Source organism: Hydrogenophaga sp., assembly GCF_051858985.1.
Taxonomy (GTDB): Bacteria; Pseudomonadota; Gammaproteobacteria; order Burkholderiales; family Burkholderiaceae_C; genus Hydrogenophaga.
Map to the genome: position 1 here is coordinate 758,975 of NZ_JBHYGM010000001.1, position 12,829 is coordinate 771,803.

The following is a 12,829-nucleotide window of genomic DNA, read 5'->3' on the forward strand; positions in this document are numbered from 1 at the left end:
CATGGCAACCGCAGTATCCAAGAGCATCAAGGACGTTGTCTTCGAGTGGGAAGGCAAGGACCGCAACGGCAAGACCGTTCGCGGAGAGACACGTGCGGCCGGCGAGAACCAGGTCCTCGCGGCGTTGCGTCGCCAAGGTATCGTGCCTGGCAAGGTCAAGAAGCGGCGCACCAGTTCTGGCAAGCGCATCAAGCCCAAGGACATCGCCATCTTCACGCGCCAGCTTGCCACGATGATGAAGGCGGGCGTGCCGTTGCTGCAGGCCTTCGACATTGTCGGCCGGGGCAATCCCAACCCCAGCGTGACCAAGCTGCTCAACGACATCCGCTCCGACGTGGAGACGGGCACCTCCTTGAGCGCCGCGTTCCGCAAGAACCCGCTGTACTTTGACAGCCTTTACTGCAACCTGGTCGAGGCAGGTGAAGCGGCCGGTATCCTGGAAGAGTTGCTGGACCGACTGGCGACCTACATGGAAAAGACCGAGGCGCTCAAGTCCAAGATCAAGTCCGCCCTGATGTACCCGATCGCCGTGATCATCGTGGCTTTCGTGGTCGTTGCCGTGATCATGATTTTCGTGATTCCCTCGTTCAAGGAGGTGTTCACCTCTTTCGGCGCGGACCTGCCAGGCCCGACCTTGTTCGTGATCGCGATGAGCGAGTTCTTCACCGAATACTGGTGGCTGATCTTCGGCGGGTTGGGCGGTGGTGGCTACTTCTTCATGCAGGCGTGGAAACGAAACGAAAAGGTCCAGCGCTTCATGGACCGCGTTCTGCTCAAGCTGCCGATTTTCGGTCCGTTGATCGAGAAGTCCGTGGTGGCCCGCTGGACTCGCACCCTCTCCACGATGTTCGCCGCAGGCGTCCCGCTGGTGGAGGCGCTGGATTCGGTGGGTGGCGCCTCCGGCAACTCGCTCTACGCCATTGCCACCGAGAAGATCCAGCAGGAAGTCTCCACAGGCACCAGCCTGACCAACGCCATGACCAACGCCAACATCTTCCCTTCCATGGTGCTGCAGATGTGCGCCATTGGCGAAGAGTCGGGCTCGATCGACCACATGCTGGGCAAAGCGGCGGATTTCTACGAGGCTGAGGTCGACGACATGGTTGCCGGCATCTCCAGCCTGATGGAACCCATCATCATCGTCGTGCTGGGCACCATCATCGGCGGCATCGTGGTCTCGATGTACCTCCCGATCTTTAAGCTGGGTCAGGTGGTTTGATGCCCGTGGGAGGTGCGCCGGCGGCGGCGCTGCTGGGCCTGCTGGGCTTGCTGGTGGGCAGTTTTCTGAATGTGGTGATTCACCGGCTGCCCCGCATGATGGAAGCGCGATGGGCCGCCGACTGTGCCGATCTGCTTCCCGCTGCAGAAGCTGCACCTGAACCCGCCGCACCGGTTGAGCCCTACAACCTGATGGTGCCGCGTTCGCGCTGCCCGCATTGCGGTCACCAGATCCGCTGGTTCGAGAACGTGCCGGTGCTCAGCTACCTCGCTCTCGGGGCGAAATGCAGCCAGTGCAAGACCCCCATCAGCTTTCGGTATCCGGCCATCGAGCTGGTCAGCGCAGCGCTGTTCGCGTGGTGCGGGTGGCACTGGGGTCCGAGCTGGTCCGCGCTTGCGTGGTGCGGCTTTTCAGCGGCGGTTCTGGCCCTGGCCTTCATCGACTGGGACACCACGCTGCTGCCGGATGACATCACCCTCCCCCTTCTCTGGGCAGGCCTGTGCGCTGCCGCCCTGGGCCTGACGGAACCACGACTGTCCGATGCGGTCTGGGGCGCGGTGGCGGGCTACCTGTCGCTCTGGTTGGTGTACTGGGCCTTCAGGCTGGCAACGGGCAAGGAAGGCATGGGGTACGGCGACTTCAAGCTCTTCGCCGCGTTCGGCGCCTGGTTCGGGTGGCAGGCACTCATCCCGGTCATCCTGATGGCGTCGGTGCTGGGTGCGGTGGTTGGCATCGGTATCAAGCTCGTGGGTCGTCTGCGCGAAGGTGGTTACGTGCCCTTTGGACCCTTCCTCGCGCTGGCAGGACTCACCGCCATGGTGTTCGGACCCACGGCCATGCTGGCCGCGATCGGCCTGTGAAGTCAGCAGCGCAGGCGCGCATCCGCTGGCGAGTGGGACTGACCGGTGGCATCGGCAGTGGCAAGAGCACCCTGGCCAGGCTTCTGCAGTCCCACGGTGCCGACCTGATCGATGCAGACGCCATCTCGCGTGCGACCACGGCCCCTGCAGGCGCGGCCATCCCGGCGATCGCTCAGACCTTTGGCCCAGAATTCATCACCAGCGAAGGTGCTCTCGATCGTCAACGCATGCGCGAACATGTGTTCGCGCAACCCGAGGCGCGCCACGCACTCGAGCGCATCGTTCATCCCCTGGTAGGCGCCGAAATCCAGCGCCAGGCGGCCAACTGCCATTCGCCCTGCATCGTTTTCGATGTCCCGCTGCTGGTGGAGTCGCCACACTGGCGTTCCCGGCTGGACCGCGTGCTGGTGGTGGACTGCTCCTCCGCCACCCAGATTCGACGGGTCCAGCAACGCAGCGGTTGGGCCGTGGAGACCATCGAGGCGGTGATGCGCAATCAGAGCACCCGGCTGCAGAGGTTGAGGGCTGCCGATGCCGTGGTGCACAACGATGCTGACGACATGGCGGCCCTGCAAGCCGCCGCAGAGAAGCTGGCCCATCGGTTCGGGCTATGATGAAGCTCCGCCCGCCGCTCCACCCCGCGCACATTCGCCGCTGTGATCCTGTACGACTACCCCTTCAACGAACGCATCCGCACCTACCTGCGGCTTGAGCAGTTGTTCAGACGACTGGTGGAACTGGTGCCCCGCACCCACCCGCTGGACCACCACTACGCGCTGCAGACCATCTTCGAGATCATGGACGTGGCTGCCCGTGCCGACATGAAGTCGGACGTGCTCAAGGACATCGACCGGCACAAGCAGCAACTGGCCAGCTACCGCGGCAACCCCATGATTGCCGAGGAAGTGCTGGATGGCGTGATCCAGCAGCTCGACGACTGCTTCACGCAGCTCAGCCAGCTCGCGGGGAAGACAGGGCAATCGCTCACCGAAAACGATTGGTTGATGAGCATCCGCAGCCGGATCGGCATACCGGGCGGCACTTGCGAGTTCGATCTGCCAGCCTACTACCACTGGCAGCATCAGAGTGTGGAGGCCCGCCAGGCGGACCTGCACCGCTGGACCGTGCCGCTGTCCCCTCTGGCCGAGGCCATCGTGTTGCTGCTCAAGATGCTGCGCGACTCGGGCTCGGCGCAGAAGGTGGTTGCACCCGGCGGGCTGTTCCAGCTGACGCTGCCCCAAGGCCGCACTTTCCAGTTGCTGCGCCTGCGCATCGACCCGACGTTGGGGCTGATCCCTGAGATCAGCGGCAACCGGCTCATGCTGTCGGTGCGACTCATGCGCCACGGCGAAGACGACCGGCTGCACCCGGCGCAGGAAGACGCCGCCTTCGAGCTCACTCTCTGCGCCTGAGGTTTGGCCATGGATTCGAGCGCTGCTGGCGCCCCCGTCAAGACCGTGCGGTGCCCTGGCTGCGGCGGCCCCAGCGTATACGCAGCTCAAAACCTCTATCGACCCTTCTGCAGTGAACGCTGCAAGCAGATGGACCTGGGCGCATGGGCCAGCGAAAGCTTCAAGCTGCCCGAAAAGGAAGGCCAGAGCGACCCGGGATTCGAGCAGAGTTGAGCTGGCTCAAGCTGGCCCGACGCCATCGCTCGCCAGCCACTCAAGCACCGGCACGGTACCGGGCAACACGGGCGCACAGCGCACCGGCAGACGCTCCCAACCGAACTCCTGGCCTTCGCGCATCTGCAGGTCACCGGTCCAGTCCCGCACCTTGCAGAAATGCAGACGCACCAGCGCATGCGGGTAGTCGACCAGGGACTGTCGCCAGAGCTCCGCAGCACCGATCGTCACCCCGATTTCCTCTTGCAGTTCCCGCCGCAGCGCCTGCTCCACCGTTTCACCGGCCTCGAGCTTGCCGCCCGGAAATTCCCAGTAGCCCGCATACACCTTGCCATGCGGTCGTCTGGTGAGCAGGTAGGCACCAGACGCATCGATGAGTATCCCCACCGCCACATCGACCACCTTGCGATCGGCCGGCCGAGGATGTTCCTGGTCGGCGTCCACCACCAGCGTCGAGGCGCTCATGCGGACGGGCGGTGCGTGCCTGCGTAATCGCGTGCGAACTGGTAGGCCACGCGACCACTTCGCGAACCGCGTTCCAGCGCCCACACCAGCGCCAACGGGCGCGCCGCTTCGATGTCCTCAGCACCCACACCCAGCGACGAGAGCCACTGCGCGACGATGGTGAGGTATTCGTCCTGGCTGAAAGGGTAGAAGCTCACCCACAGCCCGAAACGTTCGGACAGGGAGATCTTCTCTTCCACCACCTCGCCCGGATGCACCTCGCCCTCGGGTGTGTGGGTGTAGGTGAGGTTCTCCTTCATGTACTCGGGCAGGAGATGGCGGCGGTTGCTGGTGGCGTAGATCAGCACGTTGGGGCTGGCCGCCGAGACCGAACCATCCAGAATGGATTTCAGCGCCTTGTAGCCGGGCTCACCGTCTTCGAAGCTCAAGTCGTCGCAGAAGACAATGAAGCGCTCCGGCCGATCCGCCACCACGTCGACGATGTCCGGAAGATCCACCAGATCGGATTTGTCGACCTCGATCAAACGCAGTCCCTGAGGCGCGTACTCATTCAGGCAGGCACGCACCAGTGAGGACTTTCCCGTGCCTCTCGCGCCGGTCAGCAGCACGTTGTTGGCCGGCAGTTGTCGCACGAACTGCTCGGTGTTGCGCCGGATCTTTTCCTTCTGGCCGTCCACTTCTTTGAGATCGGTGAGCGCCATGGCGCCCACATGGCGTACTGGCTCCAGGGCCCCATGGCCACTGCTTCGCTTGCGGTAACGCCAGGCCACTGCTTGCGACCAGTCGGGCGCGGTCATGGGCTGCGGCAACACCGCCTCGATGCGGGCGATCAGTTGATCAGCGCGTTGAAGCAGGTGCTCGAAGTGCTCGTTCATGGAGGCGCCTCAGGAGCGGTAGTCGGCGTTGATGGTGACGTAATCGTGGCTGAAGTCGCAAGTCCAGACAGTCTCGGTGGCCTGGCCGCGACCGAGGCCGATGCGCACGAGGATCTCGGCTTGCTTCATCACCCGCTGGCCATCTTCCTCTCGGTATTCAGGGTGGCGTCCGCCTGAGCGGACCACGTGCACGTCGCCCAGGTGCAGGTCGATGGTTCCGACCTCCAGGTCGTCAATGCCTGCGTAGCCCACCGCCGCCAGGATGCGTCCGAGGTTGGGATCGCTGGCGAAGAAAGCGGTCTTCACCAACGGCGAGTGAGCCACCGCGTAGGCGGCCTTGAGGCACTCGACCGAATCGCGACCGCCTTCGACACGGATCGTGATGAACTTGGTGGCGCCTTCGCCGTCGCGCACGATGGCGTGCGCCAGGTGACGCGCCACCTTGGTGAGTGCCGACAGGAGTGCGCTGCCCGACGGGCTGTCGAGGTCCGTGATGGGCGGGTTTCCCGCTCGCCCCGTGGCCACCACCACGAAGGAGTCGTTGGTGCTGGTGTCGCCATCGACCGTGACCCGATTGAACGAGGCGTCGGCCAGTCGGCGCGCCAGGGTGTCCATCAGGGCCGGGGCGACCTGGGCATCGGTGGCCAGGAAGCCCAGCATGGTGGCCATGTTGGGCCGGATCATGCCCGCCCCCTTGGCAATGCCCGTGGCACTGACGGCGTGACCGTCGAGCTCGAAGCGCTGGCTGAAAGCCTTGGGCAGGGTGTCCGTGGTCATGATGCCCTGCGCCGCGGACAGCCAGTGTGCGCCGGTGTCGTCCTGCGCCGGGGCCGCATCGGCCAGGGCCTGTGGCAATCCGGCGAGCAGTCGGTCCAGGGGCAAGGGCTCCATGATCACGCCGGTGGAAAAGGGCAGCACCTGCTCATGCTGCAGGCCCAGCGAACGCGCGAGCGCCGTGCAGGTCTGGCGCGCCACCGCCAGGCCAGGCTCTCCGGTGCCCGCGTTGGCGTTGCCGGTGTTGATCACCATCGCGCGGATCGGATGCGCCGAAGCCAGGTGTTCCCGGCAGACCTGCACCGGGGCAGCGGCATACCGGTTGCGGGTGAATACCGCTCCAACCGAACAGCCTTCGTCCAGCAGAAACACCGTCAGGTCTTTGCGGTCCGCCTTGCGGATGCCCGCCTGCGCGACGCCAATGCGGACGCCTGCAATCGGCAAGAGGTCGGAAGCCCTGGGCGTTTCGAGAAGAACCGGCATGAAAACTCCGTCAATGAAACTGGGTGGTCCGGGCCGGGACAAGGTGCCCGGCGTGCATGGCCGATGCCCGAGTCAGTCCAGCTTGCCGTGGCACTGCTTGAATTTTTTCCCGCTGCCACAAGGGCAAGGATCGTTGCGCCCGACCCGGGGCATTGCCGCCGCGGGGCGAGCCTCAGCAGCGGTCGCTGGCTGGATGCTCTCCACTTCGCCGGTTTCGGTGGGGGCGGTGTAGGTCACATTCCCGATCTGCTCGGCCCGCTCTTCCAGCTTCTCTGCCGCTTCGGCCATCTGTTCGGCCGACTGCACACGCACGTTCATGAGGATGCGCGTGACATCGTTCTTCACGCTGTCGAGCAACTGTCCGAACAACACGAAGGCTTCCCGCTTGTATTCCTGCTTGGGCTGCTTCTGCGCATAGCCACGCAGATGGATGCCTTGACGCAGGTAGTCGAGCGCGGCCAGGTGTTCGCGCCACTGGCTGTCGATGTTCTGCAGCAGCACCACGCGTTCGAACTGGGTGAAGTTCTCCTCGCCAACGAGCGCCACCTTGGCATCGAACGCCGTCTTGGCAGCGGCCAGCACCCGTTCGACAATTTCTTCCGCGTCGATGGCTTCGGCATCGGAGACCCACGAGGTCACCGGCGCGTCGACCGCCCACTCCTCTTTCAACGCGCGCTCCAGCGCTGGCAGGTCCCACTGCTCCTCCACGCTGCCTTCGGGCACATGCTCGTGCACCAGGTCGGTGAAGCAGCCGTCGCGCAGCGAGTCGATCTGGGCCCGCAGTGAACTCGCGTCCAGAATGTCGTTGCGCTGCTGGTAGATGACCTTGCGCTGATCGTTGGAGACGTCATCGTATTCCAGCAATTGCTTGCGGATATCGAAGTTGCGGGCCTCGACCTTGCGCTGGGCGCTTTCGATGCTGCGGGTGACGATACCCGCCTCGATGGCCTCGCCCTCCGGCATCTTCAGGCGGTCCATGATCGCGCGCACGCGGTCACCGGCAAAGATCCGCATCAGCGAATCGTCCAGGCTCAGGTAGAAGCGCGAGGAACCCGGATCACCCTGGCGGCCCGAACGGCCGCGCAGCTGGTTGTCGATGCGTCGCGACTCGTGGCGTTCGGTCGCGATGATGCGAAGGCCACCCAGGGCCTTCACCTTTTCGTGGTCTGCCTGCCAGTGCTGACGCAGGCCCTCGATCCGGCTGGCCTTGGTGGCGTCGTCGAGCGACGGGTCGTTCTGCACGGCGTCGACCATCTTCTCCAGGTTGCCACCCAGCACGATGTCCGTACCGCGACCCGCCATGTTGGTGGCGATGGTGATGGCCCCCGGCCGACCAGCCTGGATGATGATGTCTGCCTCACGGGCGTGCTGCTTGGCGTTGAGCACCTCATGGGGCAGCTTCTCGGCCTGCAGCAGCTGCGCAATGATCTCGGAGTTCTCGATCGAGGAGGTGCCCACCAGCACCGGCTGTCCGCGCTCGTGGCATTCGCGGATGTCCTCGATCGCCGCGACGTATTTTTCCTGGGTGGTCTTGTAGACGCGATCGAGCTGGTCGCTTCGCTTGCTGGGGCGGTTCGGGGGAATCACCACCGTCTCCAGGCCGTAGATTTCCTGGAACTCGTAGGCCTCGGTGTCGGCCGTGCCGGTCATGCCGGAGAGCTTGCCGTAAAGGCGGAAGTAGTTCTGGAAGGTGATGGAGGCCAGCGTCTGGTTCTCAGGCTGGATCGCCACACCTTCCTTGGCTTCGACGGCCTGGTGCAGGCCGTCGCTCCAGCGGCGGCCTGACATGAGGCGACCGGTGAACTCATCGACGATCACGATCTCCCCACCCTGGTTCACGTAGTGCTGATCGCGGTGGTAGAGGTGATGCGCCTTGAGGGAGGTCACCAGGTGGTGCAGGAGCGCGATGTTGGCAGGGTCGTACAGCGAGGCGCCCTCAGGCAACAGACCAGCCTGGCTGAGCAGGCGCTCGGCGTTCTCGTGTCCCTGCTCGGTCATGTGGATCGAATGCGCCTTCTCGTCCACAGTGAAATCGCCGGGCTTGATCACGCCCTCGCCAGTGCGCGGATCGGCCTCGCCTTCCTGGCGCACCAGATGAGGCACCAGTTGCTTGATCGCGAGATACACCTGGGTCTGGTCTTCGGCCTGGCCACTGATGATCAGCGGTGTACGGGCCTCGTCAATCAGGATCGAGTCCACCTCGTCGACGATGGCGTAGTTCAGGCCGCGCTGCACCCGGTCTCCCGACTCGTACACCATGTTGTCGCGCAGGTAGTCGAAGCCGTATTCGTTGTTGGTGCCGTAGGTGATGTCGCAGCGGTAGGCGGCCTGCTTTTCCTCGCGCGGCGCCGAAGGAAGGTTGATCCCCACCGTGAGGCCGAGAAAACTGTAGAGGCGACCCATCCACTGCGCGTCCCGGCTGGCCAGGTAGTCGTTCACGGTGACCACGTGCACGCCCTTGCCGGTCAGCGCGTTCAGGTACACCGGCAGGGTGGCGGTCAGCGTCTTGCCTTCACCCGTGCGCATTTCAGCCACCTTGCCATGATGGAGCGCGAGTCCCCCCACCAGCTGCACGTCGAAATGGCGCATCTTCATGACGCGCTTGCTCGCCTCGCGCACCACCGCAAAGGCCTCCGGCAGGATCGCCTCGAGTGTCTCGCCCTGGGTCACGCGCTGCTTGAAGGCATCGGTCTGGGCGCGCAACTCGTCGTCGCCCAGCTTTTCGTACTTTGACTCCAGGCCGTTGATGCGTTCGACCGTCTTGCGGTAGGTCTTGAGCAGGCGGTCATTGCGGCTACCGAAGATCTTGGTGAGAAAGGTTGTGGCCATACGTGCGGGCCTGCGCCGGACACCCTCGTGGATTCCGGGCAGACAGATGAATTGAGGAGGGCTATTGAAAGCCCGAGCGAACCTGGTAAGACGGGAAACTACCCGTGATATGCCGTCAAACGCGGCGCTAACAAGGGCAAGCCCCGCATTTTACCCGCCGCACCCGACAAGATCAGGGCTTGCGTGGCCCGGGTCCGGGCGACTGCGCAGCGGCCACGTTTTCACCGGCAGCCAGAAACCTCTGGGGATCCTGCGGCACACCGGCCACCCAGACCTCGAAGTGCAGGTGCGGACCTGTGGAGCGGCCCGTCGAACCGATTTCGGCGATCTTCTGCCCTCGCTTGACGATGTCGCCCTTTTTCACGAACACCTTGGAGGCATGGGCGTAGCGGGTGATGAGGTCGTTGCCATGATCGACTTCGACCATGTTCCCGTACGCGAGGTGGTATTCCTGCACCACCACGACGCCTCCGGCAGCGGCCAGGATCGGGGTGCCAGGGTCTGCCGGAAAGTCAAGGCCCGTGTGAAGGGCGGAGCGGCCCGTGATCGGGTCGATACGAAAGCCAAAACGCGAGCCCGCGGACACGCCCGCCACGGGTTGCTCGGTCGGCACCATCGTGCGCTGGATCTTCTGGTCGAACAGGCGGGACTCCACCACCGTGAGCCAGTCCACCCGAGATCCACTGGACTCATCGACGCGGTCAAGCGCCCCCATCAGTTCTTCCATGCTTAGCTCACGGCTGCCCACCAACGCGCCGCCAGCGCCGGGCTTGGCCTTGAACTCGCTGGGGCTCAGGCCGGCCAGACCCGCAACCCGCTCTCCCAGTGAATCGAGCTGCACCATGCGGGCCTGCATCTCGCCGAGCCTGCGCGCCATGGCGTCCAGATTGGCACGCATGTACGCGTCCTGAGAGTTCATCTGATCCTGATGCACAAGCCGCGCCACGGGGGCAAAGCCGGGCCAGCCCTGCCGCACCCCTTCCAGAAACACCCAGTGGTAGGTGGCGATCGCGCTCAGCATGAGCAAGGCCGAGGCGAGCGCGCCTGCGCCGATGAGCTTGATCCCACTCAGGTGCAGGGCCCGGCTTCTGGCCAGCCAGGCGTCCGTGATAATGATGTGCAAGTCTTCACCTTTCCTGGGCCCCGGCCGCCACCGCCGCCGGGCATCCACCACCGCATGTCCACCGCGCCTCGAAGTTCCACCATGCTCAGCCTCGAGCAGGCTGTGGGCGCAGCACCCACACTGTCTGCGTTGCGGGAACGCATCCGCGAATCCCGTTGGTGCCTGGACCAGGTACAACACCTGATCCCGCAAAACCTCCGCCCCCATGTGCTCCCTGGACCATTGCAGGATCAGGAATGGTGCCTGCTCGTGGCCAGCGCCTCGGCCTCAACCAAGCTGAGGCAATTGCTGCCGGCGTTGCAGCTGACATTGACGCAAAGGGGTGCGCAGGTTACCGCAATCCGTATCAAAGTCCAAACGCCAGGCCGATGAGCGCATCGGCAAAGCGCACCAGCGGCGCAGAGCGATTCCTTGGTGCCGCTTGTCTGACTCGAACAGACGACCTATCGCTTACAAGGCGATTGCTCTACCAACTGAGCTAAAGCGGCGCAGGGTCGAGAATTTTACTTGACCCGTTTGAGCTGGGGCCTTCCGCCCGGCCGATCCGGGCCCTTGGGGGGCTGGGTCGGGGGTTCGCCCTCACCGGAGGCGGACGACTCGCTCGGGACGGACCTCAGCGGCGCAGAGCGCGATGCATCAGCGTCGGGATCGTGCGCCTGATCGGCGGAAGCTTCCATGCCACGCGCCGGCTGGCCAGGGGGCGCCTCAACCGGCTTGGCGGACGAAGGCGCCGGAAATGCCATGCCCTGCCCGTTTTCACGTGCGTAGATGGCGATCACATGGGTGACCGGGACGATGATCTCGCGCGCCACCCCCCCGAACCGGGCCTTGAATTCGATGAACTCATTGCCCAGCTTGAGCGCGCTGGTGGCGTCCATGCTCACGTTGAGCACGATCTCGCCGTTCTTGACGAACTCCATCGGCACCCGCACCGAGGCGTCGACCTGCACCGCGATGTAGGGCGAGAACCCGTTGTCGGCGCACCATTCGTGCAGGGCACGAATCAGGTAAGGCCGGGTGGACGGGACTTCGGTTTCGAATGCGTTCATGGAAAAGCGCAGGCCGTCAACGCTTACTTGCGCATGACTTTCTCGGACGGGGTGAGCGCCTCGATGTAGGCCGGGCGCGAAAAGATGCGCTCGGCGTACTTCAGCAGGGGCGCAGCATTCTTGCTGAGCTCGATGCCGTAAAAATCGAGACGCCACAACAGAGGAGCGATGGCCACATCGAGCATGGAGAAGTTGTCGCCCAGCATGAACTTGTTCTTGAGGAAGACGGGCGCGAGCTGGGTGAGACGGTCGCGAATGTGCGATCGGGCCTTCTCCAGCGCCTTTTCATTGCCCTTGCTGCTGCGCGACTCCAGCATGGAGACGTGGGTGAAGAGCTCCTTTTCGAAGTTGAGCAGGAACAGCCGCACGCGCGCCCGGTCCACCGGATCACCCGGCATCAACTGCGGGTGCGGGAAGCGTTCGTCGATGTACTCGTTGATGATGTTCGACTCGTACAGAATCAAGTCGCGCTCCACCAGGATAGGTACCTGGCCGTAAGGATTCATCACGCTGATGTCCTCGGGCTTGTTGTAGAGGTCCACATCCCGGATCTCGAAATCCATGCCTTTTTCAAACAGCACGAAACGGCAGCGGTGGGAATAGGGGCAGGTGGTACCCGAATACAAGACCATCATGAGGGAGTCTCCTTAAAGCAAAAAACAGTGGCTTGCTTCCATGCCTTGAGGCACTGCAAACCACTGTGGGACGGGCGGCACGGTCGACGACCGAACGCGCCAGATCAACGAGCTACTTGACGTCTTTCCAGAACGAAGCGTTCAGGCGCCAGGCCACGACGGTGAAGGCCGCCAGGAACAGCAACACCCAGACACCAATGCGCACGCGCGTGTTCTGGTTGGGCTCTGCCATCCATTGCAGATAGGCCACCAGGTCGCCCACGTTGTTGTCGTACTGGGCCTGGCTCATGGTGCCGGGCTTGACCACCTCCCAGCCCTTGAGCTTGTCGACCTCGTGACCATGGCTCATCACCTTTTCATTCACAGGACGACGTTCACCCTGCATTTCCCAGAGCGGGTGCGGCATACCGATGTTGGGGAAGGCCAGGTTGTTCCAGCCCGTGGGCTTGGTGTCATCGCGGTAGTAGGTGCGCAGGAGTGTGTAGACATAGTCCGCCCCGCTGCCAGCCTTGCTGGACCGCGAACGCGCGATGAGGGTGAGATCGGGCGGGTTCACCCCGAAGAACTGCTTGGCCTGCTTGGGATCGATGGATGCCTTCATGGTGTCACCGATCTTGTCGGTCGCGAACACCAGGTTTTCGCCGATCTGCTTTTCGTTGAGACCAATGTCGCGCAAACGGTTGTAGCGCATGAAGGCCGCGGAATGGCAGCTCAGGCAGTAATTGACGAACAGTTTGGCGCCATTCTGCAAAGCGGCCATGTCATTGGTGCGTTGAGGCGCCTTGTCCAGGGGTATGCCACCGCCGGCGGCCAGCGCCGTTCCCGAAAGGCCCAGGGCCAGCATGAAGCCCATGAGGATTTTTTTCATTTGCTTGACTCTCCGGATTGCTCT

At 63.7% G+C, this 12,829-nt stretch carries 13 protein-coding genes and 1 tRNA gene; 5 read left to right on the forward strand and 9 right to left on the reverse strand.

All coding sequences use genetic code 11. The features are described 5' to 3' along the window. The first annotated feature begins 1 nt into the window (after window position 1). From ACTIEY_RS03690 to ACTIEY_RS03710, 5 genes are read left to right on the forward strand one after another with little or no spacing between them, the layout of a single operon-like run. Window positions 2-1,219 carry a type II secretion system F family protein gene (locus ACTIEY_RS03690; RefSeq protein ID WP_439517738.1) on the forward strand — a complete coding sequence of 406 codons (1,218 nt, stop codon included), beginning with the start codon at window positions 2-4 and terminating at the stop codon, window positions 1,217-1,219. After that, window positions 1,219-2,079, forward strand: a complete 861-nt coding sequence (locus tag ACTIEY_RS03695) for a prepilin peptidase (RefSeq protein ID WP_439517739.1) — start codon at window positions 1,219-1,221, stop codon at window positions 2,077-2,079. The genes ACTIEY_RS03690 and ACTIEY_RS03695 overlap by 1 nt, the downstream gene beginning before the upstream one ends. Continuing rightward, window positions 2,076-2,693: a dephospho-CoA kinase gene (gene coaE / locus ACTIEY_RS03700; protein WP_439517740.1), complete on the forward strand. Its 618-nt coding sequence runs from the start codon at window positions 2,076-2,078 to the stop codon at window positions 2,691-2,693. Before ACTIEY_RS03695 ends, coaE begins: the two co-directional genes overlap by 4 nt. A gap of 42 nt (window positions 2,694-2,735) precedes the next feature. Beyond that, the gene (gene zapD, locus ACTIEY_RS03705) at window positions 2,736-3,491 is read left to right on the forward strand and encodes a cell division protein ZapD (RefSeq protein ID WP_439517741.1); all 756 of its coding nucleotides are present in this window, start codon (window positions 2,736-2,738) and stop codon (window positions 3,489-3,491) included. Window positions 3,492-3,500: 9 nt separating this feature from the next. Further along, the gene (locus ACTIEY_RS03710) at window positions 3,501-3,704 is read left to right on the forward strand and encodes a DNA gyrase inhibitor YacG (protein ID WP_439517742.1); all 204 of its coding nucleotides are present in this window, start codon (window positions 3,501-3,503) and stop codon (window positions 3,702-3,704) included. A 6-nt stretch (window positions 3,705-3,710) separates the two neighbouring features. On the opposite strand, the gene mutT is transcribed toward ACTIEY_RS03710, so the two are convergent. The 9 genes from mutT to ACTIEY_RS03755 all read right to left on the reverse strand — a co-directional run bounded on the left by mutT (window position 3,711) and on the right by ACTIEY_RS03755 (window position 12,805). Beyond that, entirely contained in the window at window positions 3,711-4,169 is a 459-nt protein-coding gene (gene mutT / locus ACTIEY_RS03715; RefSeq protein ID WP_439517743.1) for an 8-oxo-dGTP diphosphatase MutT, read from the reverse strand. Next, entirely contained in the window at window positions 4,166-5,044 is an 879-nt protein-coding gene (locus ACTIEY_RS03720; protein WP_439517744.1) for an ATP-binding protein, read from the reverse strand. The genes mutT and ACTIEY_RS03720 overlap by 4 nt, the downstream gene beginning before the upstream one ends. A gap of 9 nt (window positions 5,045-5,053) precedes the next feature. Beyond that, the gene (gene argJ, locus ACTIEY_RS03725; protein WP_439517745.1) at window positions 5,054-6,301 is read right to left on the reverse strand and encodes a bifunctional glutamate N-acetyltransferase/amino-acid acetyltransferase ArgJ; all 1,248 of its coding nucleotides are present in this window, start codon (window positions 6,299-6,301) and stop codon (window positions 5,054-5,056) included. A gap of 72 nt (window positions 6,302-6,373) precedes the next feature. After that, window positions 6,374-9,130, reverse strand: a complete 2,757-nt coding sequence (gene secA, locus ACTIEY_RS03730; RefSeq protein WP_439517746.1) for a preprotein translocase subunit SecA — start codon at window positions 9,128-9,130, stop codon at window positions 6,374-6,376. 172 nt (window positions 9,131-9,302) lie between these two features. Further along, entirely contained in the window at window positions 9,303-10,253 is a 951-nt protein-coding gene (locus ACTIEY_RS03735) for a M23 family metallopeptidase (protein ID WP_439517747.1), read from the reverse strand. Between the two features lie 412 nt (window positions 10,254-10,665). Further along, a tRNA-Thr gene (locus ACTIEY_RS03740) sits at window positions 10,666-10,741 on the reverse strand. A gap of 15 nt (window positions 10,742-10,756) precedes the next feature. Then, on the reverse strand, window positions 10,757-11,302 hold the full coding sequence (locus ACTIEY_RS03745; RefSeq protein WP_439517748.1) for a ClpXP protease specificity-enhancing factor: 546 nt from the start codon (window positions 11,300-11,302) through the stop codon (window positions 10,757-10,759). 23 nt (window positions 11,303-11,325) lie between these two features. Then, window positions 11,326-11,937: a glutathione S-transferase N-terminal domain-containing protein gene (locus ACTIEY_RS03750; protein ID WP_086122704.1), complete on the reverse strand. Its 612-nt coding sequence runs from the start codon at window positions 11,935-11,937 to the stop codon at window positions 11,326-11,328. A gap of 112 nt (window positions 11,938-12,049) precedes the next feature. Beyond that, window positions 12,050-12,805, reverse strand: coding sequence for a cytochrome c1 (locus tag ACTIEY_RS03755; protein WP_439517749.1), 756 nt, complete (start codon window positions 12,803-12,805; stop codon window positions 12,050-12,052). Window positions 12,806-12,829 lie beyond the last annotated feature (24 nt).

Bases quoted from the DNA above. Each gene is read 5' to 3' on its own strand.
- ACTIEY_RS03695 (WP_439517739.1), top strand. From the start codon at position 1,219: ATGCCCGTGGGAGGTGCGCCGGCGGCGGCGCTGCTGGGCCTGCTGGGC.
- argJ (WP_439517745.1), bottom strand. From the start codon at position 6,301: ATGCCGGTTCTTCTCGAAACGCCCAGGGCTTCCGACCTCTTGCCGATT.
- secA (WP_439517746.1), bottom strand. From the start codon at position 9,130: ATGGCCACAACCTTTCTCACCAAGATCTTCGGTAGCCGCAATGACCGC.
- ACTIEY_RS03750 (WP_086122704.1), bottom strand. From the start codon at position 11,937: ATGATGGTCTTGTATTCGGGTACCACCTGCCCCTATTCCCACCGCTGC.
- ACTIEY_RS03720 (WP_439517744.1), bottom strand. From the start codon at position 5,044: ATGAACGAGCACTTCGAGCACCTGCTTCAACGCGCTGATCAACTGATC.
- ACTIEY_RS03710 (WP_439517742.1), top strand. From the start codon at position 3,501: ATGGATTCGAGCGCTGCTGGCGCCCCCGTCAAGACCGTGCGGTGCCCT.
- ACTIEY_RS03755 (WP_439517749.1), bottom strand. From the start codon at position 12,805: ATGAAAAAAATCCTCATGGGCTTCATGCTGGCCCTGGGCCTTTCGGGA.
- ACTIEY_RS03745 (WP_439517748.1), bottom strand. From the start codon at position 11,302: ATGAACGCATTCGAAACCGAAGTCCCGTCCACCCGGCCTTACCTGATT.
- ACTIEY_RS03690 (WP_439517738.1), top strand. From the start codon at position 2: ATGGCAACCGCAGTATCCAAGAGCATCAAGGACGTTGTCTTCGAGTGG.
- mutT (WP_439517743.1), bottom strand. From the start codon at position 4,169: ATGAGCGCCTCGACGCTGGTGGTGGACGCCGACCAGGAACATCCTCGG.